We start from the raw sequence: 22396 nt of genomic DNA on the forward strand, positions 1-22396 counted from the left end.
TTTCTCTCGATAACAGCAAGTGTCGATCAACGACTCTGGATCAAATCAAGTGCGGAGTGGTCGTGACCACATGAGGATTCTGTGCCCGGTGGCGCATCAGATGGTCCATCAGCACCAGTGCCAGCATCGCCTCGGCAATCGGAACGGCACGGATCCCGACACAGGGATCATGACGTCCCTTGGTGATCATCTCCACTGGATTACCCTGAGTATCAATGGTCTTGCCAGGCACAGTGATACTGGAAGTGGGTTTGAGCGCAATCGTGGCCACAATATCCTGACCAGAGCTGATCCCGCCCAAGATCCCGCCAGCATGATTACTGCTGAAGCCTTCCGGGCGCATCTCGTCTCTATGCTCGGAGCCCCGTTGCTCTACGACAGCGAAACCATCTCCGATCTCGACCCCTTTTACCGCGTTGATGCCCATCAGCGCATGGGCGATATCCGCATCCAGACGATCAAACACCGGCTCACCCAAACCAACCGGCACCTGTTTGGCCACCACCTGCAAGCGTGCACCAATCGAGTTGCCCTCTTTCTTCAACTCGCGCATGAATTCATCCAGCGCCTCCAGCTTGTCCGGATCAGCGAAGAAAAAGGGATTCGTTTCTATGATGTCTCGCTCATGGCGCTCAGCCTTGATCGGACCGAGTTGGGTCAAAAAACCGTAAATTTCAATGCCGTAGGCCTGTTTCAGATACTTCTTGGCAATGGCACCTGCGGCCACCCGCATCGCCGTTTCCCGCGCTGAAGAGCGCCCCCCGCCCCGGTAATCCCGCACCCCATATTTCTGGTGATAGGTGTAATCGGCGTGGCCCGGACGAAACAAGTCCTGAATTTCGGAGTAATCCTTGGAGCGTTGATCGGTATTTTCAATCAACAGACCGATGGAGGTTCCGGTGGTTTTGCCTTCAAAAACGCCGGAGAGGATCTTGACCTCATCCGGCTCGCGGCGCTGGGTGGTAAAACGCGAAGTCCCAGGCTTCCGGCGATCCAGATCATGCTGTAGATCCTCGACGCTCAATTCCAATCCTGGTGGGCAACCATCCACGATGGCGCCCAACGCCAGTCCGTGACTCTCGCCAAAGGTCGTCACGCGAAAGAGTTGACCCAAGCTATTCCCTGCCATAAATCCTTAACTCCTGTACGCGGCGAACTGGTCGCTACAAGCATCCAGTTGCGCCTTGGTCATTACAAAAACCCCATGGCCACCTTGCTCAAACTCCACCCAGGTGAAGGGAACATCCGGGTACTGAGCCTGCAAGTGGACATAGCTATTGCCCACCTCCACCACCAGCACGCCGTGCTCACTCAAGCGATCCCCGGCGGTTGCCAGGATCCGCTTGGCCAGGACCAAACCATCCTCTCCTGCAGCCAACGCCAACTCCGGCTCATGCCGAAACTCATCCGGCAGATCAAACATATCGTCCGCATCGACATAGGGCGGATTAGAGACAATCAGATCATACGTCAGACCTGCAGGCAGATCGTTCATCAGATCGGAAGCCATCGGCACCACTTGCTGCTCTAACCCATACATCTCGATATTGATCTGGGTGACATCCAGCGCATCCGGGGAGATATCGATAGCATCGACTTCCGCCTCGGGAAAGGCTTGTGCCAGCGCGATGGCGATACAGCCAGAGCCGGTACACAAATCCATCACCCGCAGCGGCTCATGGTTCAGCCAGGGCGCAAAGCGCTTACCAATCAACTCACCAATCGGTGAGCGCGGTACAATCACCCGCTCATCGACATAAAATTCCAGACCACAGAACCAAGCTTTGTTGGTCAGATAGGCCGCCGGGATCCGCTCTTCCACCCGACGAGCCACCAATTCGGCCACTTGCTGGCGCTCGGCTCGCGTCAGACGCGCGGTGCGGATCTCTTCGCTGATATAGGGCGGCAGATGCAGGGTCGGTAAAATCAGTTGCACCGATTCATCCCAGGCATTGTCGGTGCCATGACCATAAAACAAGCCCGCTCCATTAAACTGACTGACCGCCCAGCGCATCATGTCGTTGACGGTACGCAGCTCACTGACCGCCTCATCGATGATAATCTTTTCCAAAACCGCCTCCGGGTCGAGTAGAATTCGGGATACTTATCCCACTACAAAGTGCAGATACCTGATTAATGAAGAAAAATACCGATCTCGATGAACAGGATCTGGCGCTGTTCCGCGAGGCCGTGGCGGGTACCCGCCAAATTAGGCAGGATACCATAAGTCCCACCCACAGGACGGTCAAGCAGAAAGCGTTGCAGCGTGAAGTCCGTGAAACCCTGGGGGTAAGCCATTACTTTTCCGATGAATTTGTTCCTCACCTCAGCGAAGAGGGACCGATGCGCTATGTGCGCAGCGATGTCTCCAGCTTCGAGGTCAAACGACTCCGTCGTGGTGATTACTACCCCGACATGCTGCTGGATCTGCATGGCCTCTCCCAGCAACAAGCCAAGTTGGAGATCGCCGCCCTACTGGAGGCCTGCCGCCGCCAGCAGATCCGCTGTGCTTGCGTCATGCACGGCCATGGCAAGAATGTGCTCAAACAAAAGGTGCCGCTCTGGTTAGCCCAACATCCTCTGGTTGAAGCCTTTCATCAGGCGCCGCGGGAATGGGGCGGTGATGCCGCCTTGCTGGTGCTGATTGAGCAAAGCGACGCGGCGGCAGCCTCTTTCAAACGTTAACCTGCATTCATGGCGTCGCTAACCTTCTCCGCATGGATGAGAATGTTCCGCGGCGTCAACTCCCGGCCACAAAATTGACTGAGTTCCACCTGATAGCCTTGCTCTTGTAAAAACAACGCCCGATCCAGTACCAGCCAGAGTTCGAGGGGGCGCCGGAACAGATGCCGCACCAGCTCCATCCTTGCCATCACTGGCAGCCGCTCGGCACCAGCTTGCTCGTAACGGGCAACTCGCTCGGCCGTCATCCCCTGAGGCAAGCGCAAACCCTTGGCCGAAAGCGCCCAGCCGACAAACTCGCTAAAGGTTCCCGATAGCCAGCTTTTCTGCAGATTAGGGACCGGCAGATACTCATCAACCCCGCGAATATCCCGCTGCAGCAGATCAAAACCCAGCCGCCAGGTGAGCTCAATCTGCCGCAGACGCCGCACGCGCTGCCCTGCGGTGACGGTCTCTTGCACTGTCATGCGCAGATCCTGGGTCGTCAGCTGCAGCGGACTATTCTTTCCTGCGTCCGACATCGGCTGATAGTTCAAGCCTTCAATCAGATGATAACAACAAGGGGAAATACTCAACGCTCGAGTCTGCTGCTGGCTCGCCGCCTCGAGCAAACGCATATGCAAGGCGCCACAGGCATGCAAGGCAACCGCATGTTGCTCTGGACGGATAAAATCCCTTGCCTCCGCCGAAAAAGCATCGGCACAGACAAATTCCATCGCCACCTTAGCGCGCTTGGCCAACCGTTGGCCGGCATCGCAGAGTTCGGACTGCCACTCCAGACTGAGGACCGATTGCTTCGACTGAAAACCCAGCAGACGTCCCAAATGCCCCTTCCCCGCACACCACTCCAGTACGGGGCCACGCACGCCGGGCAGCGCAGCAGCAAAATGGCGCAACTGCTGCCATTTGCGTCCAGGAATATAGTTGCCCAACACCTCGGGCACCGGCTCGGGAATTTTCGAGTTCAATGGCAGGGTACAAAGCGCGGACAAGGATCCAAGATCTGGAAACCAGGGCGCCAGCAGCGCTCTCAAGGCAGTCGGATCGGTCTCCAGCGCAAACACTTGCTCAGGCGATAACTGATCAAGACATGTCGCCAGCTCTGGAGCGCCCTCACGCCAACAGTTGTCACGCCAATGAAACGGCTGACATTGCCAGAATGGCTGATAACGAGTCAGCAGCTGATCCAGGGCTTCAAAACGGCGATAGAGCATCTATTTACTTCCCGCTTGCAGGCATAGCCAAAGGTTGGCCAGTCTATCGAGCTGAACGGCTGATCACCAGTTGCATGCAACACTTCTTTATTATGTTGCCAAGTAGCATAATATTGAGACTTTCGGCTAGAAAATTACTATTCCATGACCATTGATATAACCAACATGCTCCACATGAATGAGGTTTTGCTGATCTTTGTGGTGCTCGGGATCGGTCTGCTGGTCGGTAAACTGCGCATTGGCTCATTTCAGATCGGCAATACCATAGGTGTGCTGTTTACCGCCTTATTATTTGGCCAATTGGGTTTCAGCCTGACCGGTAGTGCCGGCAACATTGCGTTTATGCTCTTTATCTTTGCCGTTGGCATTGAAGCTGGCCCCCATTTTTTCAGCGTCTTTTTGCGCGACGGACTGCGTTATATCAGCCTGGCATTAGTCATTCTCGCCTCAGCCCTGTTATTGACGTTCGGACTGGCAAAATTATTTGATCTGGGACCAGGCTTGGCCGCCGGTATTCTAGCCGGCGCACTGACCTCCACTCCGGCGCTGGTTGGTGCGCAAGACAGTCTGCAGAGTGGCTATCTGAATATTCCGCACAATACCAGCATCAGTCAGCTCCTCGACAACATGAGCGTCGGTTATGCCCTCACCTATATGATTGGCTTGCTCGGGTTGATGCTGGTGGTGCGCTATCTCCCGGGGCTGTTCAAGCTCGACTTGTGTGAAGAGGCCCATAAGATTGCCCGCGAGCGAGGTCTTTCCGATCAATACGGCCGCAAGACCTACTTGCCGATCATTCGCGCCTATCGGGTCGGAACCGAATTGGCGGAGTGGATTGGCGGACGGACGCTGCGCGAAACCGGTATTTATCCCCATACCGGCTGCTATGTGGAGCGCCTGCGCCGCAATGGCATTGTCGCCGCCAGCCCGGATGGTAATACCGTGATCCAGGAAGGTGACGATATTGCCCTGCTCGGCTATCCCGAAAGCCACGAGAAGCTCGATCTGAGTTACCGCAACGGCAAAGAGGTATTTGACCGGGATCTGCTGGATCTGCAAATCGTGACCGAAGAGATAGTGGTCAAAAACGACAGCTATGTTGGTAAGTATCTCATAGAGCTCAATCTGACCGGCAAGGGTTGCTTCTTGAACCGTATTGTCCGCTCTCAAATCGAGATGCCGCTGGATCGTAACATCATGCTGCAAAAAGGCGATGTGCTGCAGATCAGTGGTGAAAAGCACCGGGTAGAGCGCCTGGCGAGCCGGATAGGTTTTATCAGCATTCACAGTCAAGCCTCCGATCTGGTGGCCTTTAGTACCTTTTTTGTTTGTGGTCTGCTCATCGGCAGTATCTCGCTGGTATTCGGTCCTTTTCAATTTGGGCTCGGCAATGCCGTAGGCTTGCTGCTCGGCGGCATTTTCATGGGCTATCTGGGCTCGACCCATCCGACCGTGGGTTATATCCCATCCGGTGTGCTGCGCTTTATCAAGGATCTGGGATTGACCTTGTTTATGGCCAGCATAGGACTCAAAGCAGGTGGTGGTGTTATCAGCCATTTGAATGACAATGGCTTACTGGTGCTGGTTGCTGGTGCCGTGGTAGCCATGCTGCCGGTACTCATTGGCTATCTGTTCGGTATTCATGTGCTCAAGATGAATCCGGCGCTGTTACTGGGTGCCATCACCGGAGCACGGACCTCGGCACCGGCCATGGAAGTGGTGAACAGCATGTCGGGGAGCTCGATCCCCGCCTTAGGCTATGCTGGCACCTATGCGGTGGCCAACGTGCTATTGACGCTAGCCGGAACCCTGATCATTGCCCTGTGGTTCTAAGGTGCTAAGTACGTAATTCAAATGCTCGAGCCCTGGCGATGGCCGTTGGTTCAGCACCAACAAAACGGGCTGCCCATGGCAGCCCGTTTTCACATCTGTGGTTATCAAACTCTCATCCAGCTTCGTTACGCCGCATTCGAGAGTTGGCTAATGGTGGAATTCACCTCGGTAACGGTATTTTTGTGCACATGATCGGCCGTTGCTGGCATCACCAAGTGCCCCTTATCAAACTCGTAACCACCACGGCCCTGAATATAAATGCGCCCCTTGAAGAAGGTTTTCACGTACTTGGCAATCATGAACGGCAAGTATTTTTTGAAAATTCTCATAGTTATTTACCTTTTCTCGTACCACGCAATCTTAGGCATAGATTAGCGAGAAAAGTTCCGTTCGGATGAGATATCAATCTGCAAAAACGCAAAATTTTGCCATTTAATGCGTTTAATTGGCCGCTATCACAGATTTTTCAGCAAGTGTGGCGCTTGTTGCCACAGCAAGGTTCCCGTGGAATTGTCGATTTCAACGGCGACCATGGCCGAGGTGACAAACATGGGCGGCACCTGCACCGGACAGAGTTCAGCCACCAGATATCCCACCAGCGGCAAATGACTAATCACCAGCACAGTGCCGATATCATTCTGCAGCGCCAGCAGTTCATCCACCACACGGCTGACGCGGCCATGGGGAACCAGTTCAGCGACGGTTTCGACCTTGGCGCCCGGGAATAGGTCACTGATGGCTTGCCAGGTTTGCTGAGCGCGCAAATATGGACTCACCAGCACCAGATCCACCTGTGGGAGCTGTGACTGTAGCCAGTTGGCCATATTCCGGGATTGCTGACGCCCTGTAGCAGTCAAGGCTCGAGCGGCATCATCATCGGCACCGATAACGGCATCGCCGTGGCGCATAATCACGATTTTCATCGATAGGGTTCCCAGAAAAGACACAAGAAAACAGCGCGAGTTTACTGGCTTAGCGCTGGCTTCACAATGGGCGGCTCTCGCAGAAACGGTTTGCGCCCCCGTCGGCACCAGTCAATAATAACCCTGTAGATCAATAAAATGAGCGTATCCATGGGTCATCAAATCCTGCGTGTGCATACCAGTCCGAATGATCATCGCGCCTACCGTTACCTGACCCTGCCCAATCAGCTGCGAGTGTTGCTGATTGAAGACCACAAAACCGAGAAATCAGCCGCCGCCCTCGCCGTCAATACCGGTCACTTCGATGATCCGGGGGCGCGACAAGGGATGGCTCATTTTCTGGAACATATGCTGTTCCTCGGTACTGAAACCTTCCCGCGGCCGGGGGAGTATCAGGAATTCATCAATCGGCACGGCGGTAGTAACAACGCCTGGACCGGCACCGAATTTACCAACTATTACTTCGACCTCCAGCACGAGTGGTTTGCCGAGGGGTTGCAGCGTTTTGCGCAATTTTTTATCTGCCCAACCTTTGATGCCCAACTCGTCGATAAAGAGCGCAACGCCATCGACTCCGAGTTTCGGCTCAAACTGCAGGATGATGTCCGCCGGACCTATCAGGTGCACAAGGAAACCGTCAATCCGGATCACCCCTTCGCCAAATTTTCGGTCGGCAATTGGCAAACTCTCGGCGATCGACCGGATGAGTCGATCCGTAATGAATTGCTCCAGTTTTATCATGAGCATTACAGTGCCGATCGCATGACTCTGGTGGTGCAATCCAATGCGTCCCTCGCGCAACAACTGCAGTGGGTTGAAACCTATTTTTCAGCCATTCCCGAGCGGGAAATCTCGCACAATGTCATCCAGACGCCGCTCTATCGACCGCAAGATATGGGGATCCGGATCGAGATCAAGCCGGTACGCGAAAGCCGGAAGCTGGTGGTCAGTTTTGCCCTGCCCAGTATAGAGCCCTTGTATCGCACCAAACCGCTGACCTTCATCAGTCACCTGCTGGGCTACGAGGGTAAGGGCAGTCTTTATTCCTGGTTGAAACACCAAGGCTGGGTGAACACCTTATCCGCCGGTAGCGGCGTTGGTGGGAGTAATTTCAAGGACTTCTGCGTCAGCTTTGGCTTGACCCCGGAAGGGGTTCACCACGAAGGCAGCATCATCGAATTATTGTTCGGTTACCTGGCGCTGATCCGCAAGCAAGGCGTCGAAGCCTGGCGCTACCAGGAAAAACGTCAGGTTCTGGATGCCATTTTTCGCTTCCAGGAAGGCAATCGCGCCATCGACAACGTGTCGCACCTGGCGGTGAATATGCACCACTATGCCCCGGAACACATAGTATCCGGAGACTATCTGATGGAGGAGTTCGATGCCGAACAAATCCATCACATGCTCGACTATTTGACGCCGGATAATATGCGTATTCAGTTGGCAGCTCCCCATGTGAAAACCGATCGGGTAGCCCGCTGGTATGACACGCCCTACCGAGTACAAGCGATAGAAAGTACCTGGCTGCGGCGCTGGCGTGATCCGGCGCCGCTGGATGGGCAACTGACACTGCCTGAGCCCAATCCCTTCATCTGTGATCGCCTGGAGCCCCATGCTGTGGATCCTGTCTTTCCGGTGCCGCAATGCCTGATTGAGCGCGCGGGTATGCGCGTTTGGCATCTCCATGATCAGGAGTACCCGGTACCGAAGGGAACCTTGTTCGTGGCAGTCGACAGTGAACATGCCGTACGTTCGGCCCGGCATATCGCCTTGATGCGGCTGACAGTGGAATTGCTGATCGATCACCTCAATGAACTGACCTATCCCGCAGAGGTTGCCGGGCTCAGTTACGACATCTATGCCCACCAAGGCGGCTTCACCTTGCAGTTGTCCGGATTCAGCAGCCGGTTGCCCCGCCTGTTGGAGCTGATCCTGAAGAATCGGACCTTTGGCCGCGTCGATCCACTGCGCTTCAATATCATCAAGCAGCAACTGTTGCAGAACTGGCAAAACCAGAACAAGGGGCGGCCGATTTCCCAGTTGTTCACCCATCTGACCTGCGTGTTGCAACCCAACAATCCGCCAATCGAGCAACTGATCCCCCACCTCACCGAGCTCACCCACAGTGAGTTGCCAGAATTTGTGCGCCAGTTGTATAAAGCGGTCCATCTGGAGGTGCTGGCCCATGGCGATTGGTTAGAAGAGGAAGTTCGACAAGTCGCAGGGCTGCTGGAACGAGAATTAACGCCCCTGAGCCTACCCAGCCGTGAAACCCGGCGTCGCCTGGTCGATATCAGCCAGCGCGGTACCCTGCGTCGGGAGCTGGTCTGTGCGCATCAAGATTCGGCACTGCTCATCTACTATCAATCCCCTTCGTCTCATCCACGGGATATCGCCTGCTTCACTCTGGCGAATCACTTGTTGGCTTCGACGTTTTTCCATGAATTGCGGACTCGCCAGCAGCTCGGTTATGTCGTCGGTACCGGGAATTTACCGCTCAATCGCCACCCGGGGTTGATCCTGTATATTCAATCTCCGGTGGCCGGTCCGCAGGAGTTACTGGATGCCATCGAACTCTTTATCGATGACTTCTATCTGGTGTTGATGGAGTTATCCGAACAGACCTGGCAAGAGAGCAAACAGGGCCTGCTCGGTCAGCTACAGGAGAAGGACGCCAATCTGCGGACCCGCAGTCAACGCTTGTGGGTCAGCGTGGGGAGTCGGGACTTCCACTTTAATCAACGGGAAAAAGTTGCCGAGGCGGTTTCCCACATGAGCCGGGCCGAGATGATTCGGTTCTTGCGCTCGTTGCGCAGCAGCCGCGCCGATCGGGTCATCTTGTGCAGTTACGGGGACCCGCATCAGGATGGCAGCCGGATCCAAGAGGGTGAATTGATTGAGGATCTGGAGTCATTTCAGCGTCACAGTCGTAAGTTCTGCAACGTCTGACCTAGCCACCGGGGCAATCACAGCCCCGGTGGTTATGTCTTAATGAGGATAAAATGGCTCTCCGGCTTCGGCGCGGCGCAACAATCCGGCACAGGGAGCAAACCGCTCGCCATACCGACTCGCCAGCTCCTGCATCCGGATCACCACAGATGCCATACCGCGCTGATCCAGATAGCGGAAAGGTCCTCCGGTAAAGGGCGGAAAACCTATCCCGTACACAGCCGCCAGATCGCCATCCCGTGGTGAGGCAATTACCTCATCATCCAGGCATCGCACGGCTTCGTTGAGCATCAACAGCAGACAACGATCGACGATGAGTGATGCTTCCAGACGCTTCACCGGCAAGACCTTGAGTAGATCATAGAGCCGGCTGTCGGCGATTTTTTTCCCTCGCGCCGGATAGCGGTAGAAGCCTTGCTGGCTCTTGCGTCCCTTTCGACCATCCGCGAGCATGGTTTCCAACACCGGACTCGGCGTGAAACGCGAACCATGGGCTTCGACCAGGATAGGACCTATCTTCGCGGCTACATCAAGCCCCACCTCATCCAGTAGGGCCAACGGTCCCACCGGAAAACCGGCATCCAGCAGCGTCTGATCAATATCGGTAATCGTCTCGCCTTCCAGCAGCAGAGTCACGGCTTCATTCATGTAGGGGGCGAGGATCCGGTTGACATAAAAGCCGGCGCAATCCTGAACCACAATCGGCGTCTTACCCTGAGCTCGGGCTAAGGCCAACACGGTAGCCACCACTTCTGGAGCCGTTCCCGAGTGTGGAATGACCTCCACCAGCGGCATCTTCTCGACCGGGCTGAAATAGTGCAGCCCCACCACACGGGCCGGATCCGGCGCTCCCTCGGCGATTTGGCGGATCGGTAACGACGAGGTATTGCTGGCAAAAATGGTCGCACCATGACCGGCAGACTGCACCTCGGCAACCATCTGGCGTTTGAGCGCCAGATCTTCAAACACCGCCTCCACCACCACATCGAGCCGCTGGAAACCGCGATAGTCAATGCAACCGCTCAACCGTGCCAACTGCTCACGGTAGCCGACCTCACTGAGCCGCCGTTTGCTCAGCTGGCGCTGCAAGGCTTGCCGGGAATGGCTGATGGCCCGATCCACCGCATCATAGTGCGTATCCTTGATTCGAACCGGCAGTTTTGCCTTATCCACGGTGACATGGGCGATCCCGGCCCCCATCAATCCGGCACCCAGCACTCCTACACGTCGCACCGGGAAGGGTTCAGCCCCTTGGTAAGCTTTCTCTTTTTTGTGCGCCGTACTGGCGTGGAATAGGCTCCGTAGCGCCTGAGATTCGGCCGAGAGCACCAGCTGGCCAAAGTTTCGGGCTTCCGCCTCCAATCCAGCACTCATCCCCTGGGCCAGACCGATTTCCACCGTCGCCAGCAACTGTTCGGCCGCTGGGTAATTGCCGCGGGTCTTGGCCCGGGTTTGCTTGCTGGCTTGAGCCATCAACCAGCGTCGCAGGGGTGCACACTCGCCCATCAAGCGTTGCGTCCAGGGCATACGCGACCGCCGTTTGCCTTTCCCAATCCAGTCGGTGGCCGCCTGTAGCAGTAGCGGTGCGGCCACGCGCACATCGGCAAGCCCCAACTGGCAAGCGCTTCGACCATCGATTTGACGCCCGGTTAGCATCAGATCCAGCGCTTTGGGCAAGCCAATCAAGCGCGGCAGTCGCTGGGTTCCCCCGGTACCCGGTATCAGTCCGAGCTGGATCTCCGGTAACCCAAGGCGAGTTTGCGGCGACTCGGTGACCACACGGTAATCGCACGCCAAGGCTAATTCCAGACCACCGCCCAGGCAGGAGCCATCAATGGCGGCGACGACCGGGAACGGCAGGCTAGCCAAGCGAGAGAACAGTTGCTGCCCTTGCGCCGCTAATTGCTGCGCCTGTTCGGCACTGGTGCAGCCATCCAGCATATGGATATCGGCACCGGCGATGAAATTGCCCGGTTTGGCCGAGTCGATGATCAGGCCCATGATGCTGGTATCGCTCTGCCAACGGATCAACAAGGCCGCAAACTCAGGGATCAGTGCTGCCTGCAGGGTATTGACGCTTTCCCCCTGCACATCGAATGTCAGATGAATGATGCCGGTCGGTTCGACCTCGATACGGAAAAATTGGCTCATTCTGCAACCTCCCAGATCATGGCGACGCCCAAACCACCCGCCGCACAGGCGGTGGTTAATCCCAGCCCGCCTCCCCGGCGTCGCAATTCCCGCACCGTTTGTAAAATCATGCGGGCCCCCGTCGCGGCAAACGGATGTCCATAGGCCAAGGAGCCACCCAGCACATTGAAACGCTCCGGATCCACCTCACCCACGGCTCGCTCTTGCCGTAACACGTCGCGAGCAAAGCGTTCATCCGCCATCAGCTTCAAGTTACACAGCACCTGAGCCGCAAAGGCTTCGTGCATCTCCAGCAAAGTCATGTCACTGAGCTGGCAACCACCTCGCGCCAAGGCCAGAGGGATGGCATAGGTGGGTCCGAGCAGCATGTCTTGTTGCACCGGCAACGCGGCGAAGGCATAGCTGCGCAAGAAAGCCAGCGGAGTAAAGCCCAGCGCAGCAGCCCGGGTTTCGGTCATCAGCAGCAAGGCTGCGGCACCATCGGTCAGCGGTGAGGCATTGCCAGCCGTCACAGTGCCATATTGGCGATCAAACACCGGCTTGAGTCGTCGATAGCTGGCCTCATCAGAATCAAAGCGAATGCAGTTATCGCGCAACAGGGGCTCATGACGGCCACCACTCAAAATGGGGGCCACCTCCTCGGCAATATCACCGCGCTCCCAGGCAGCCGCAGCCAGCGTATGGGAGCGATGAGCAAAGGCGTCCTGGTCTTCACGGCCGATACCATGTTGCTGCGCCATCTGTTCGGCACTCTGTCCCATGCTCAATCCGGTCGAGTATTCCGCTACGGCCGGAGCTACCGGTTTGAAATCGGCCAGCCGCAACTGGCTGATCAATCGCAGGCGTTGGGGCATCGTACGAGCCTTGCTCAGTAGTAACAGGGTTTGGGCCAGTTTGGCTGTCACCCCGACCGGTAGCACCGACGAAGAATCAGCGCCACCGGCTATGCCCACCTGGCAACGCCCTGCCAGCATGGCTTCAGCCACGTTAGCAACGGCCTGGAAACTGGTGGCACAAGCACGGCTGACACTGTAAGCATCGGTGGCCACATCCAGTTGGGATCCCAGCACGATTTCGCGAGCAATATTGGGAGCTGCTGGCATCTGGATCACCTGACCAAAGACCAGCAAGTCCACCACCGCCGGATCCACCCCCGTGCGCCATATCAATTCATCCACCACCTGACGGCCCAACTCCACGGCCGGTAATCCCAGATAGGCCGAGGCCTGTCTGGCAAATGGACTCCGTAAACCGCCGACCAGGGCAATCCGTTCCCCCTGTGCCGTACGTAAACATGAAGCTCGGGCCATAGCGTGCTCCTGCTCAAGAGAGGTCAGACCATTTTTCATACCATGATTTAACGTTATTTTTACAACTACTTATTCAGTCTGGCTCACAATGTGACGCGCTGCCGCAATTGCCGCCTGCCCATTATCCGGGACCAGTAGTAAGATAACGTCGTTTAAGGATGAACTAAGGCGTTGATATGTCGAGACAAGCGATAAATGCGGTGCGAGCCTACCTCAATGAGCAGGTTGTTGGACAACCCGAGCTGGTCGATGGACTGATCACAGCGCTGCTGGCCGATGGCCATATCCTGGTCGAAGGTCCCCCCGGTCTTGCCAAGACCCGTGCAATCAAGATGCTGGCCAACTGCATCGAAGGCCGTTTTCACCGGATCCAGTTCACGCCGGATTTGTTACCCGCCGATTTGACCGGCACCGATATCTATCGCCCGCAAGATGGCAGTTTTGTGTTTCAACCCGGTCCGCTGTTTCACCATTTATTGCTGGCCGATGAGATCAACCGCGCTCCGGCCAAGGTACAAAGTGCGCTGCTGGAGGCCATGGCCGAGCACCAAATCACCATAGGGCGTAAAAGCTATCAACTGCCCGAGCTGTTTTTGGTCATGGCCACCCAGAACCCCTTGGAACAAGAAGGCACCTATCCCCTGCCCGAGGCCCAGCTCGATCGCTTCATGCTGCACTTACAACTCGGCTATCCGGATGCCATGACCGAACTGTCCATCCTGCGTCTCAACTACGCCGAGTGTGCCCAGCAAGCCGAGATCACGCCACCGCGCCTGACTCAAGAGCAGCTGTTTTCCACTCGCCAGGAAGTACTTAAGGTCAAACTGGCTACAGCGATCGAGAACTACATTGTCACCCTGATCATGGCGACCCGTCGCCCCCTGGGCTACGATGCCGAACTGGCCCGCTGGCTCAGTTACGGAGCTAGTCCACGGGCAACCATGGCGCTGGCCCGCTGCTCACGGGTGCGAGCCTGGCTGCAAGGCCGTGATTTTGTCACCCCGGACGATGTGCAAGCCTGTGCCTATCCGATACTGCGCCACCGATTGATCCTGAGCATGGAAGCCGAAGCCGATGGCATCGATGCCAACAAGGTGATCGCCCGCCTGCTGCAACGGGTCGTCGTGACATGAACGATGGCATTGCCTTGAGTCTGGAGCAGTTGCTGCGCCCGCCCACGCTGGCACAGCTGCTGCCCTCACGTCAGGTAAGCGGTCAGCGCACGGGTCTCCATCAGGCCAGCAGCAAGGGCCGCGGTATGGAGTTTGCCGAAGTGCGTCCCTACTTGCCTGGCGACGATGTACGCAGCATCGATTGGCGCATTACCGCGCGCACCGGCAAACCGCACACCAAATTGTTCCGTGAAGAGCGGGATCGCTGCGTCTATACCTTGCTGGATCTGGATCCGGCCATGTATTTCGGCTCGCAAGGCCAGCTCAAGTCCCGATTAGCCACTATTTTGGCCGCAGCAGCCGCGTGGCAGGCGCTGGAGCAGGGCGATAAGGTCGGCGGCGTGATCCTGCTGGGTGCCGAGCCCATTCGACACAGTCCGGCGGGTCGTCGCAAGGACCTGCTGATGTGGTTGCAACAGCTGTTGCAGGCCTACCTGCTGGGATTGACCCGGCCCGAACCGCTGCTGAACATGACAGAAGGACTCAAACTGCTCAGCCGAACGGTGCGCCCCGGCAGCCTGATCCACCTCATCAGTGATTTTTACCGCATGAATGACAGCTCTTGGCTGTGGCTAAAACGCTTGAATAAATCCCATCAGGTGCACTGTTACCAGATCATGGACCGTTTAGAAGCGCAGCTGGTCGGTCAAGGAACGCTGGCCGCCGACAATGGCCGGCAACAGGGCTTTCTGACCAGCCATGATGCCCGATTCGTCCAGCATTACCGCCAGGTCGGTATGCATCGCCAGCATGGCATAGTGCGTCAGTTGCGGGAGTCCAGTCAGCGATTTTACTGTCTGGATACCAGTCATCCGCAGAAGCGGGCGGCAGGAGCCACGCCATGAGTTATCCGCTACAGCAGCTCAAGGACATCCATCCAGGTCCGCCACCGGCCGCCGATCTTCTGAGTGGCACACTCAGCCTCGCTCTGGTCTGCATTCTGCTGGCTGGCTTGGGCTTCTTGTGGTATCGGCTGTGGCCCCTGTTGCAGGCCTATCGACAACTGGCTCGTTTATCACGCCAGGCGAAGTCGCAACACCCCGACTGGGTGCCTGCACTCAATCACTGGCTGAAAGCAACCGCTCTGCTGACATGGCCGCGCTCGCAGATAGCTCCGCTGCATGGAGTTGCCTGGTTGAATTTTCTCGATCAAACCGCACAGGGCAATTTCATGCCCTATGCGGCCTCGTGGGATGGCTGGCTATATGGCCAACAGCCGATCAGCGAGCAGGAACAACAAGCATTGCTGCGGAGCTGTCACCGCTGGTTGCACGCCCGGATGGTGAGGTGTTTATGGTCACGTTAGGCTGGCCCTGGCTGTTGTTGCTGTTACCGCTTCCCCTGCTGATCCGGCTGTTGCCAGCCCATCGGCAAGAGATTGAGCCGCTGTATGTGGCCACCCTGCCCCATCTGAGCCAACAGGCTCCTCATCGGCACTATTCGCTGTTTTTGCTTGCGCTCCTGATCTGGAGTCTGCTGCTACTGGCGCTGGCCCGCCCCGCCTGGCTTGGGGAGCCAGAGCCACTGGAGCGCCCGCATCGGGATCTGATGCTGGCCATCGACTTATCAGACAGCATGCGCACCATGGATATGCTGGAGCAAGGGCGTCCCGTCAATCGCTTGCAGGTGGTGAAACACCAGTTGCGCCAGTTTGTCGGCCAACGGGCCGGAGATCGGATCGGACTGATTTTATTTGCCGATCACGCCTATCTGATGTCGCCGCTGACCAGCGACTGGCGCACCTTACAGAGCTTTATCGACGAGCTGGATTTCAGCATGGCGGGCTATCTCACCTCGATTGGCGAGGCGATTGGCCTATCCATCAAACGCTTCCGGGATGAAGGCAGCCGTCAGAAGCTGTTGATCCTGCTCAGTGACGGTCGCGATACCGTGGGCACGGTCTCACCGCTAGCAGCCGCCACCCTGGCCGCACAGCACCAGATGCGGATCTACACCATAGGCCTCGGGGCCGAGGTCGCATTGGATGACCCATTAGCCTCGGCGACCGATAATCCGGCGGCGGATCTGGACGAACAGACGCTGCGCGAGATTGCCCGCATCACCCAGGGTCACTATTTCCGCGCCCGGGATCCGGAGTCACTGGCGGCTATATATCAGGAGATCGATGCACTGGAGCCGATGGAAAAGAGTCAGCATTTCTACCAACCGCGTCTGGAGCTCTATGCCTATCCGCTGGCGCTGGCGCTGCTGCTGAGCCTGTGGCTAGCCTTTCTGGTGAGACGTCGTCATGGCTGATTGGACTCTGTTACGCCCCTGGTGCCTCCTACTGCTCCTGCTACCGGGCCTGCTGCTGTATTGGCACTGGCGCCAGCACCATACCGGGCAAACCTTTATCCGACAGAGCATATTGCGCTATCTGCGAGGGCAGCAAGCCGAGTCGAGCCGCCGGGTTGCGCTCTGGTGGCTGCTACCCTGGGGTCTGGCGGTGCTGGCACTAGCAGGGCCGGCTCACCGACAAGCTGACGCCCTGTATCAAAGCGATGACGTCTGGATCTGGATGCTGGATACCTCCCGCTCCATGCTGGCCGATGATGTTGCGCCCTCCCGCCTGCTCAGCAGTCGCTATCAACTATTTGATCTACTTGAAAAATCGCCGGGACGGCGGATTGCCTTGATCGCCTTCGCCGGCGATGCCTATGTCATCACTCCCCCCACAGATGATCACGAGACCCTGCGCTTCTTATTGCGAGAGCTGGAGCCGGAGGTGATGCCCGTCGCCGGATCCAACCCGGTTGCCGCCATCAAACTAGCGCTGACCATGATCGGTAACCAGCAGCGCCAGTCAGGACGGTTATTGCTGATCAGTGATGATCTGCAGGCCGCCCAGCGGCAGACCATTACCGATTTATTACGACCCGAGCAACAGGCTCTCGACATACTCGCGGTCGGCACCGAAGCGGGAGCCCCCATCCGCCTGAATGATGGCTCTTTACTCAAGGATCGTCAGGGACAACTGGTTGTCGCCCGCAGCAATCTGCCGCAATTGGCAACACTAGCCCATGACACCGGTGGCCATCTGCTGCACAACGAGAATCAGCCCGTCGATCTAGAGCGGCTGCTGCGTCCGTCGCACGGCCAGGGAACAACCAGCGGCACAGCCCAGATCCGGTTACAGGATCTCGGCTATTGGCTGCTACTGCCATTGCTCGTGCTGGTGCTTAGCTTTCGGCGCGGTTGGTTTTTTGTTGCGTTACTGGGCTGCTCACTGCTGTCAGCGCCCAGAGTAGAGGCCGAAGAGGCCATGGTTCTCTACCAACGTGGCGAGTTTGCTGCCGCAGCGACGCAATTTACCGATCCCCTCTGGCAGGGTAATGCCTGGTTCCGGGCCGGCCGTTACCAGGAAGCGGCCGCGGCCTATCAGCAGGCCGGTGACAATCCGGAGGCACTGTATAACCTGGGCAATTGCCTGGCCTATCAGCAGGAGTTTGCTGCCGCGATCGAGGCATACGACCTGGCACTGCAACAGCAGCCAGAACTCGACGATGCCCGCTTTAACCGCGCTCTAGTGACACAATGGCTGCAGCAACAACAGACCCAAAAGACACCACAAAAGGCAGCTAAACGCCGTCAACCCTCCTCCTCGACTCGTGCCAGCGAGGTACTGGATCTCATCGCGGAAGAGCCGGGTAACCTGATGAGAAACCGCCTGCGTCTGCAGCAGCAACGCCGTCTACACCGGGAGCCTGCACAAACATGGTAAAACCACTGCTGGGTCTGCTGTTATTCCTCTGCATGCCGGTTTATGGACTGGACAGAGTCCAAGCGCACACCGATCAGACTCGGGTGTATGAGCAACAAAGCCTGGTGCTGACCGTCAGTGCCGATGATCAACTGGATGTCGGGGCTCTGGATATCCGGCCCTTATTTCGTGGTTTTATCGTGGGTGAGGTACGGTTTGCCAGCCAGAGTCAGGGCTCCCGGTTTTCCAGTCAGTGGCAGATCCCGTTGTTGCCACTGGGCAGCGGTGCTCAACAGATACCCCCGCTGCCTGTCGCAGGCTTTATGACCCAACCGATCAACCTGCAGATCCTGCGTGGGGAGGCCCCCAAAACACAGCCGCGAGTACTGGATGTCAGCCTGGACCATCCGACCCTGCTTCCCCATCAGGTCGCCCTGTATCGCATCAAACTGTCCCAACCTCCAGGCGTACAGATTGATGCTATATCCCCGCCCTCACTCAATGCGGCACGCCTTCGGCAGATTGGTGACGATGTTATTGATAACGAAATCATTCGCGGCAAGCGGGTCCGCACTCTGACCCGCTACTACGCGGTGACACTGGAGCAAGCCGGGGAATATGTGCTGCAAGGCCCTCTGGTTCAGGGCCAGGACATGAGCGCCCGACGCCAGAATACCCCTTTCTTACAGCAAGGTGACAATCTGGCCCTTAGGGTCAAGGCCGCGACGACGCCGACCGCGTTGATCAGTAACCAGCTGACGTTGGAGAGTCATTGGCAACCCGCCAAAGGCCCGTATCGAGTTGGCGAGCCGCTGTTGCGAGTGCTGACCCTCAAGGCCGAGGGGACCCCACTGGATCAGTTGCCGGAGCTTGCCTTACCCGAGTTGGCCGGGGTCCGTAGCTACGAAGATGGCGGTAGCAGTCATGAATCTGTGGTCCAAGGCAAGCTCATCGCCGAGCGGGTAGTGCGCCAGGCCTTTATTCCACAGCAGCCAGGTGCTTTTAGCCTGCCGGAACTGACCCTTGAATGGTGGAATGTAACGACCGGACAACTCGAAACGATTCACCTGGCACAGCCAGCACTGACCATCGAAACCGCCACCGGCACGCCTCCCATAGCTCCGTTGCCGAATGCGGATCTGGAGACAACACAATGGCCTTGGCTAACGATCGGCTTTGCGACGGCCTGGCTCGGCACGCTGCTGATTTGGTGGTTCACCGGGCGACGATTGCCCCCGGTACCTCGCCTGCGGTATATCGACGATAAATTAAGCTGGCGTCAGCTTAAACGCGCCTTGCAAACCGAAGACCCACAGTTGGTACATCACGCCTTGCTGGTTTGGGGTGCCCAACGCTGGCCGCGGCTACAACCAACCTGTCTGGAAAACCTCCCCTGCTACCCGGCCCTGCAGCCCGAGATGGAGCTATTATTGGCTGCCTGTTATCGTGAAGTTCCCGGTTCATGGTCAGCGACAGCATTGCGACGAGGTCTATTAAATTGGCGAGAAACGGAACAGAAACAGCAGGAAAGACTCAACCCGCACGGTCTTTGCTAGTCCCCAATCACCATAACCGCCGAGAATAAGCACTATAAATGCTATTTATCCTGCATTTTTGCTGCAGATCACTATGCTTTCCCCGCTGGTCTGATTTGTGCATCTGATGGTGCCAAGTAAGATCGCCGCGCCATTGGGTTAACACCCGTTAACAGGAATTAGCATGAAACAGCATACTCTCGCATTAACACTGACCTCTATCCTGGCCGCGATGGCCATGCAACAGGCCCACGCCGCCGCATTCAACCTGAACGAACACTCAGCCTCAGGTCTGGGCCGGGCGTTTGCCGGTGAAGCCGCCATTGCCGATAATGCCAGCGTGCTGTCTCGCAATCCTGCCGCCATGAGCCGCTTTAAATCGATGGAACTCAGCGTGGCAGGCACCTATGTGCAACCGAATATCGATCTGGAAGGTAAGAGTGGTATTTCCGCACTAGGGGTCAGCGCCTCGGATCTGGATGCCCAAGACATAGCCCCGAGTGCCTTCGTGCCGACCTTTTACCTGATCCAGCCGTTGAATGAACAATGGGCGTGGGGTCTGGCCCTATTCACCAATTTTGGCTTATCGACCGAGTTTGATAACAACTATGCGGCAGGTCTGATCGGCGGTAAAACTGAGCTGACGACCTACAACTTCAATCCGAACATCTCCTACCGCCTGAATGATCAGTGGAGTTTCGGTGGCGGGATTTCAGCCGTCTATGCCGATGCCACCCTGATCCGTCGTGCCGGCGCTGTTTCGGCGACCAACCCCTTGATGAGCAACGACACCGCATTGGTGGATTTGAGCGGTGATACCCTGGATTGGGGTTGGAATGTCAGCTCGTTATTCGAGCTCGACGACGCCAATCGCTGGGGTTTGAGTTACCGCTCCGGCACCACCTTGAGCTTCAAGGGCAAGTTCTCGGGCAGTGCATCCGGGGTTTCCTCCTTGTCACCGCTAACCTTCAATGAAGTCGACGGCACTCTGGATTTGGAATTACCGGCCATTGCCGAATTCTCCGGCTATCACCTGCTGTCCCAGCAGTTTGCCGTACACTATTCCGTGCAATGGACCGACTGGAGCGTGTTCAAGGAGCTGACTGCCAACAGCCCGGATTGTAATGACGGTACTGCCGGGCAGTGCTTCAGCAAGCCCGAAGAGTTTTCTGACAGCTGGCGCTATGCCATAGGCGGTACTTACTACCTGAACAACCTGTGGACCCTGCGCGCCGGTCTGGCGCTGGATCGTCAAGCCGCTCACAACGTGATCAGTATTCCGGATACCGAACGCTTGTGGTACAGCTTGGGCACCAGTTATCAGGCCACACCGGCCTTGAGTCTGGACGTCGGGGTTGCCTATCTGCAGGGCAAAGATGTCACTATCAGTGAGCAACTCACAGCCGGTTTGCCCAATGCCGAGTATCAATCCTCCGCCTCGGCATTCCTCGCCTCCGCACAAGCGAACTATCGCTTCTGATCATCAAGCTTTGCGATCCAGTTCAAGGGCCCGAGAGGGCCCTTATTCGTTACGGCCGTTCGATTTTCCGTCAGTTACACCGATGAAGTGCCGGTGATGTCGCTAAATCGGCTCCCCCCTGTTGCCACAAGGCATCAACTACTGCAAATTTGCCTTAGTACAGGTAAATAGCATGTCACTTTTCACCCGACTGCTGTAGTTAGCGAGCAATAGGACGACCACGATGTATTCATTCGTCGCCAGACAACCGATCCTGGATCACCACCAAAGTCCAGTGGCCTATGAACTGCTGTTCCGCGAAGGATTGAGTAATCAATTCCCCAACGTCAGTGCGGAACATGCCACTACCTGTCTGATTGCCGAACAATTTTTGAGTCAACCCATTCAGCAACTGGTAGGTGAGCATGCCTGCTATATCAATTTTCCCTACAGTCTGATTTTAAATGGTCTCGCCGACTCACTACCGGTTGAACAGGTGGTGATCGAGATATTGGAAGATGCCGAGCCAGATGAACAATTGCTGGAATGTGTCAAACGATTGAAAGATAGAGGCTACCGTTTGGCGCTGGACGACTTCACGCTGGATCCCCGCTGGGAAGCATTTCTCCCTTTCATCGACATCATCAAGTTTGATTTCCGACTGACTGCCCATGCCGATATCAGCCGCTTTATCAACCAGCATAAAGGCAGTCATCTCATTTATCTGGCCGAAAAAGTCGAAACCCAACAAGAGTTCACCGCGGCGAAGAAGATGGGCTTTACCCTGTTTCAGGGCTATTTCTTTAGCCGGCCGGAAATTGTACAGCGCAAGACACTCTCCGATAGTCAATTGACGGTCATGCAACTGCTCAAAGAGGTCAACTCTCCGGAGCTGGATTACGAACGCATAGAGGCATTGCTGAACCGGGATCTGACGCTGGCCTATAAACTGATGCGCTATGTCAATAATCTGCGTTATAAGGCCGCCCAGCCCATTACCTCATTTCGGCATGCCACGATCTTTTTAGGCCAACAGGAGATGCGACGTTTCGTCTCGCTGGTCAGTGCCACCAGTGGCGGTGAAAACAAGTCAACCGAGCTTTATCGGATGAGTTTGATCCGCGGTCGGTTCTGTGAATTATTGTCGTTGCATCGCCAAGGCTGGACGGATCCAGCGGAAGCCTTCCTGTGCGGTTTGTTCTCCCTGCTGGAGGCGATACTTGATCAGCCGTTTGCCGAAATTCTGGAGCAAATCCCCCTATCCACGGCCATTAAACAGGCATTATTGGATAAAAAAGGCGAACTGGCATTTTATCTGGCATTCGTAAGCGATTATGAGCAGCTTAATTGGGAGCGAGTTAAATTACGCGCCGGGAAAATGCATTTGCAGGAAAAACAAACCATCGAATTGTTTCTGGAATCCACGCAATGGGCAGACCAAGTCATGTCTGCCCATTAACTAATCGGC

18 protein-coding genes are annotated in these 22396 nt (G+C 56.5%); 11 read left to right on the forward strand and 7 right to left on the reverse strand.

The features are described 5' to 3' along the window. Positions 1-40: 40 nt before the first annotated feature. Both aroC and prmB read right to left on the reverse strand, forming a co-directional pair. The gene (gene aroC, locus ACZYUB_RS15635; protein ID WP_463949177.1) at positions 41-1129 is read right to left on the reverse strand and encodes a chorismate synthase; all 1089 of its coding nucleotides are present in this window, start codon (positions 1127-1129) and stop codon (positions 41-43) included. Positions 1130-1135: 6 nt separating this feature from the next. Next, positions 1136-2071, reverse strand: a complete 936-nt coding sequence (gene prmB, locus ACZYUB_RS15640; RefSeq protein ID WP_463949178.1) for a 50S ribosomal protein L3 N(5)-glutamine methyltransferase — start codon at positions 2069-2071, stop codon at positions 1136-1138. 65 nt (positions 2072-2136) lie between these two features. Between prmB and smrB the strand changes: the two genes are divergently transcribed. Beyond that, positions 2137-2685 (forward strand): endonuclease SmrB, encoded by a 549-nt coding sequence (gene smrB / locus ACZYUB_RS15645; RefSeq protein ID WP_460884739.1) that lies wholly within the window; start codon positions 2137-2139, stop codon positions 2683-2685. On the opposite strand, the gene ACZYUB_RS15650 is transcribed toward smrB, so the two are convergent. Continuing rightward, entirely contained in the window at positions 2682-3896 is a 1215-nt protein-coding gene (locus tag ACZYUB_RS15650) for a methyltransferase (RefSeq protein ID WP_463949179.1), read from the reverse strand. The two genes, smrB and ACZYUB_RS15650, sit on opposite strands and share 4 nt — an antisense overlap. 144 nt (positions 3897-4040) lie before the next feature. On the opposite strand from ACZYUB_RS15650, the gene ACZYUB_RS15655 reads away from it, so the two are divergent. Beyond that, entirely contained in the window at positions 4041-5729 is a 1689-nt protein-coding gene (locus ACZYUB_RS15655) for an aspartate:alanine antiporter (protein ID WP_463949180.1), read from the forward strand. A 125-nt stretch (positions 5730-5854) separates the two neighbouring features. Here the strand turns inward: ACZYUB_RS15655 and ACZYUB_RS15660 are convergent, their stop codons facing one another. Then, positions 5855-6058, reverse strand: coding sequence for a DUF1107 domain-containing protein (locus tag ACZYUB_RS15660; protein WP_460884736.1), 204 nt, complete (start codon positions 6056-6058; stop codon positions 5855-5857). Positions 6059-6184: 126 nt separating this feature from the next. Next, a complete protein-coding gene (gene sixA / locus ACZYUB_RS15665; protein WP_463949181.1) occupies positions 6185-6652 on the reverse strand; it encodes a phosphohistidine phosphatase SixA in 468 nt (155 codons plus the stop codon). Between the two features lie 165 nt (positions 6653-6817). Here sixA and ACZYUB_RS15670 point away from each other — a divergent pair, with 165 nt between their 5' ends. Beyond that, a complete protein-coding gene (locus ACZYUB_RS15670) occupies positions 6818-9601 on the forward strand; it encodes an insulinase family protein (protein WP_463949216.1) in 2784 nt (927 codons plus the stop codon). A gap of 39 nt (positions 9602-9640) precedes the next feature. Here the strand turns inward: ACZYUB_RS15670 and fadJ are convergent, their stop codons facing one another. Continuing rightward, complete coding sequence (gene fadJ / locus ACZYUB_RS15675) at positions 9641-11752, reverse strand: fatty acid oxidation complex subunit alpha FadJ (protein ID WP_463949182.1); 2112 nt, start codon at positions 11750-11752, stop codon at positions 9641-9643. Further along, a complete protein-coding gene (fadI, locus tag ACZYUB_RS15680; RefSeq protein ID WP_463949183.1) occupies positions 11749-13062 on the reverse strand; it encodes an acetyl-CoA C-acyltransferase FadI in 1314 nt (437 codons plus the stop codon). The genes fadJ and fadI overlap by 4 nt, the downstream gene beginning before the upstream one ends. Positions 13063-13238: 176 nt before the next feature. On the opposite strand from fadI, the gene ACZYUB_RS15685 reads away from it, so the two are divergent. The 8 genes from ACZYUB_RS15685 (at position 13239) to ACZYUB_RS15720 (ending at position 22387) form a co-directional block, all read left to right on the forward strand. Further along, entirely contained in the window at positions 13239-14195 is a 957-nt protein-coding gene (locus ACZYUB_RS15685; protein ID WP_463949184.1) for an AAA family ATPase, read from the forward strand. Then, positions 14192-15079 carry a DUF58 domain-containing protein gene (locus tag ACZYUB_RS15690; protein ID WP_463949185.1) on the forward strand — a complete coding sequence of 296 codons (888 nt, stop codon included), beginning with the start codon at positions 14192-14194 and terminating at the stop codon, positions 15077-15079. The genes ACZYUB_RS15685 and ACZYUB_RS15690 overlap by 4 nt, the downstream gene beginning before the upstream one ends. Continuing rightward, positions 15076-15540, forward strand: a complete 465-nt coding sequence (locus tag ACZYUB_RS15695) for a DUF4381 domain-containing protein (protein ID WP_463949186.1) — start codon at positions 15076-15078, stop codon at positions 15538-15540. Before ACZYUB_RS15690 ends, ACZYUB_RS15695 begins: the two co-directional genes overlap by 4 nt. Further along, positions 15528-16490 carry a VWA domain-containing protein gene (locus ACZYUB_RS15700; protein ID WP_463949187.1) on the forward strand — a complete coding sequence of 321 codons (963 nt, stop codon included), beginning with the start codon at positions 15528-15530 and terminating at the stop codon, positions 16488-16490. The genes ACZYUB_RS15695 and ACZYUB_RS15700 overlap by 13 nt, the downstream gene beginning before the upstream one ends. Beyond that, positions 16483-17955, forward strand: a complete 1473-nt coding sequence (locus ACZYUB_RS15705; protein WP_463949188.1) for a VWA domain-containing protein — start codon at positions 16483-16485, stop codon at positions 17953-17955. Before ACZYUB_RS15700 ends, ACZYUB_RS15705 begins: the two co-directional genes overlap by 8 nt. Then, positions 17949-19490 (forward strand): BatD family protein, encoded by a 1542-nt coding sequence (locus tag ACZYUB_RS15710; RefSeq protein WP_463949189.1) that lies wholly within the window; start codon positions 17949-17951, stop codon positions 19488-19490. The genes ACZYUB_RS15705 and ACZYUB_RS15710 overlap by 7 nt, the downstream gene beginning before the upstream one ends. 163 nt (positions 19491-19653) lie before the next feature. Beyond that, complete coding sequence (locus tag ACZYUB_RS15715) at positions 19654-20949, forward strand: outer membrane protein transport protein (protein WP_463949190.1); 1296 nt, start codon at positions 19654-19656, stop codon at positions 20947-20949. A 223-nt stretch (positions 20950-21172) separates the two neighbouring features. Continuing rightward, positions 21173-22387: an EAL and HDOD domain-containing protein gene (locus tag ACZYUB_RS15720; protein ID WP_463949191.1), complete on the forward strand. Its 1215-nt coding sequence runs from the start codon at positions 21173-21175 to the stop codon at positions 22385-22387. Positions 22388-22396: the final 9 nt, after the last annotated feature.

The organism is Pseudaeromonas sp. HNCC25DJ182, assembly GCF_055413365.1.

Bases quoted from the DNA above. Each gene is read 5' to 3' on its own strand.
- aroC (WP_463949177.1), bottom strand. From the start codon at position 1,129: ATGGCAGGGAATAGCTTGGGTCAACTCTTTCGCGTGACGACCTTTGGC.
- smrB (WP_460884739.1), top strand. From the start codon at position 2,137: ATGAAGAAAAATACCGATCTCGATGAACAGGATCTGGCGCTGTTCCGC.
- ACZYUB_RS15650 (WP_463949179.1), bottom strand. From the start codon at position 3,896: ATGCTCTATCGCCGTTTTGAAGCCCTGGATCAGCTGCTGACTCGTTAT.
- ACZYUB_RS15655 (WP_463949180.1), top strand. From the start codon at position 4,041: ATGACCATTGATATAACCAACATGCTCCACATGAATGAGGTTTTGCTG.
- ACZYUB_RS15660 (WP_460884736.1), bottom strand. From the start codon at position 6,058: ATGAGAATTTTCAAAAAATACTTGCCGTTCATGATTGCCAAGTACGTG.
- sixA (WP_463949181.1), bottom strand. From the start codon at position 6,652: ATGAAAATCGTGATTATGCGCCACGGCGATGCCGTTATCGGTGCCGAT.
- fadJ (WP_463949182.1), bottom strand. From the start codon at position 11,752: ATGAGCCAATTTTTCCGTATCGAGGTCGAACCGACCGGCATCATTCAT.
- fadI (WP_463949183.1), bottom strand. From the start codon at position 13,062: ATGGCCCGAGCTTCATGTTTACGTACGGCACAGGGGGAACGGATTGCC.
- ACZYUB_RS15685 (WP_463949184.1), top strand. From the start codon at position 13,239: ATGTCGAGACAAGCGATAAATGCGGTGCGAGCCTACCTCAATGAGCAG.
- ACZYUB_RS15690 (WP_463949185.1), top strand. From the start codon at position 14,192: ATGAACGATGGCATTGCCTTGAGTCTGGAGCAGTTGCTGCGCCCGCCC.
- ACZYUB_RS15695 (WP_463949186.1), top strand. From the start codon at position 15,076: ATGAGTTATCCGCTACAGCAGCTCAAGGACATCCATCCAGGTCCGCCA.
- ACZYUB_RS15700 (WP_463949187.1), top strand. From the start codon at position 15,528: ATGGTCACGTTAGGCTGGCCCTGGCTGTTGTTGCTGTTACCGCTTCCC.
- ACZYUB_RS15705 (WP_463949188.1), top strand. From the start codon at position 16,483: ATGGCTGATTGGACTCTGTTACGCCCCTGGTGCCTCCTACTGCTCCTG.
- ACZYUB_RS15710 (WP_463949189.1), top strand. From the start codon at position 17,949: ATGGTAAAACCACTGCTGGGTCTGCTGTTATTCCTCTGCATGCCGGTT.
- ACZYUB_RS15715 (WP_463949190.1), top strand. From the start codon at position 19,654: ATGAAACAGCATACTCTCGCATTAACACTGACCTCTATCCTGGCCGCG.
- ACZYUB_RS15720 (WP_463949191.1), top strand. From the start codon at position 21,173: ATGTATTCATTCGTCGCCAGACAACCGATCCTGGATCACCACCAAAGT.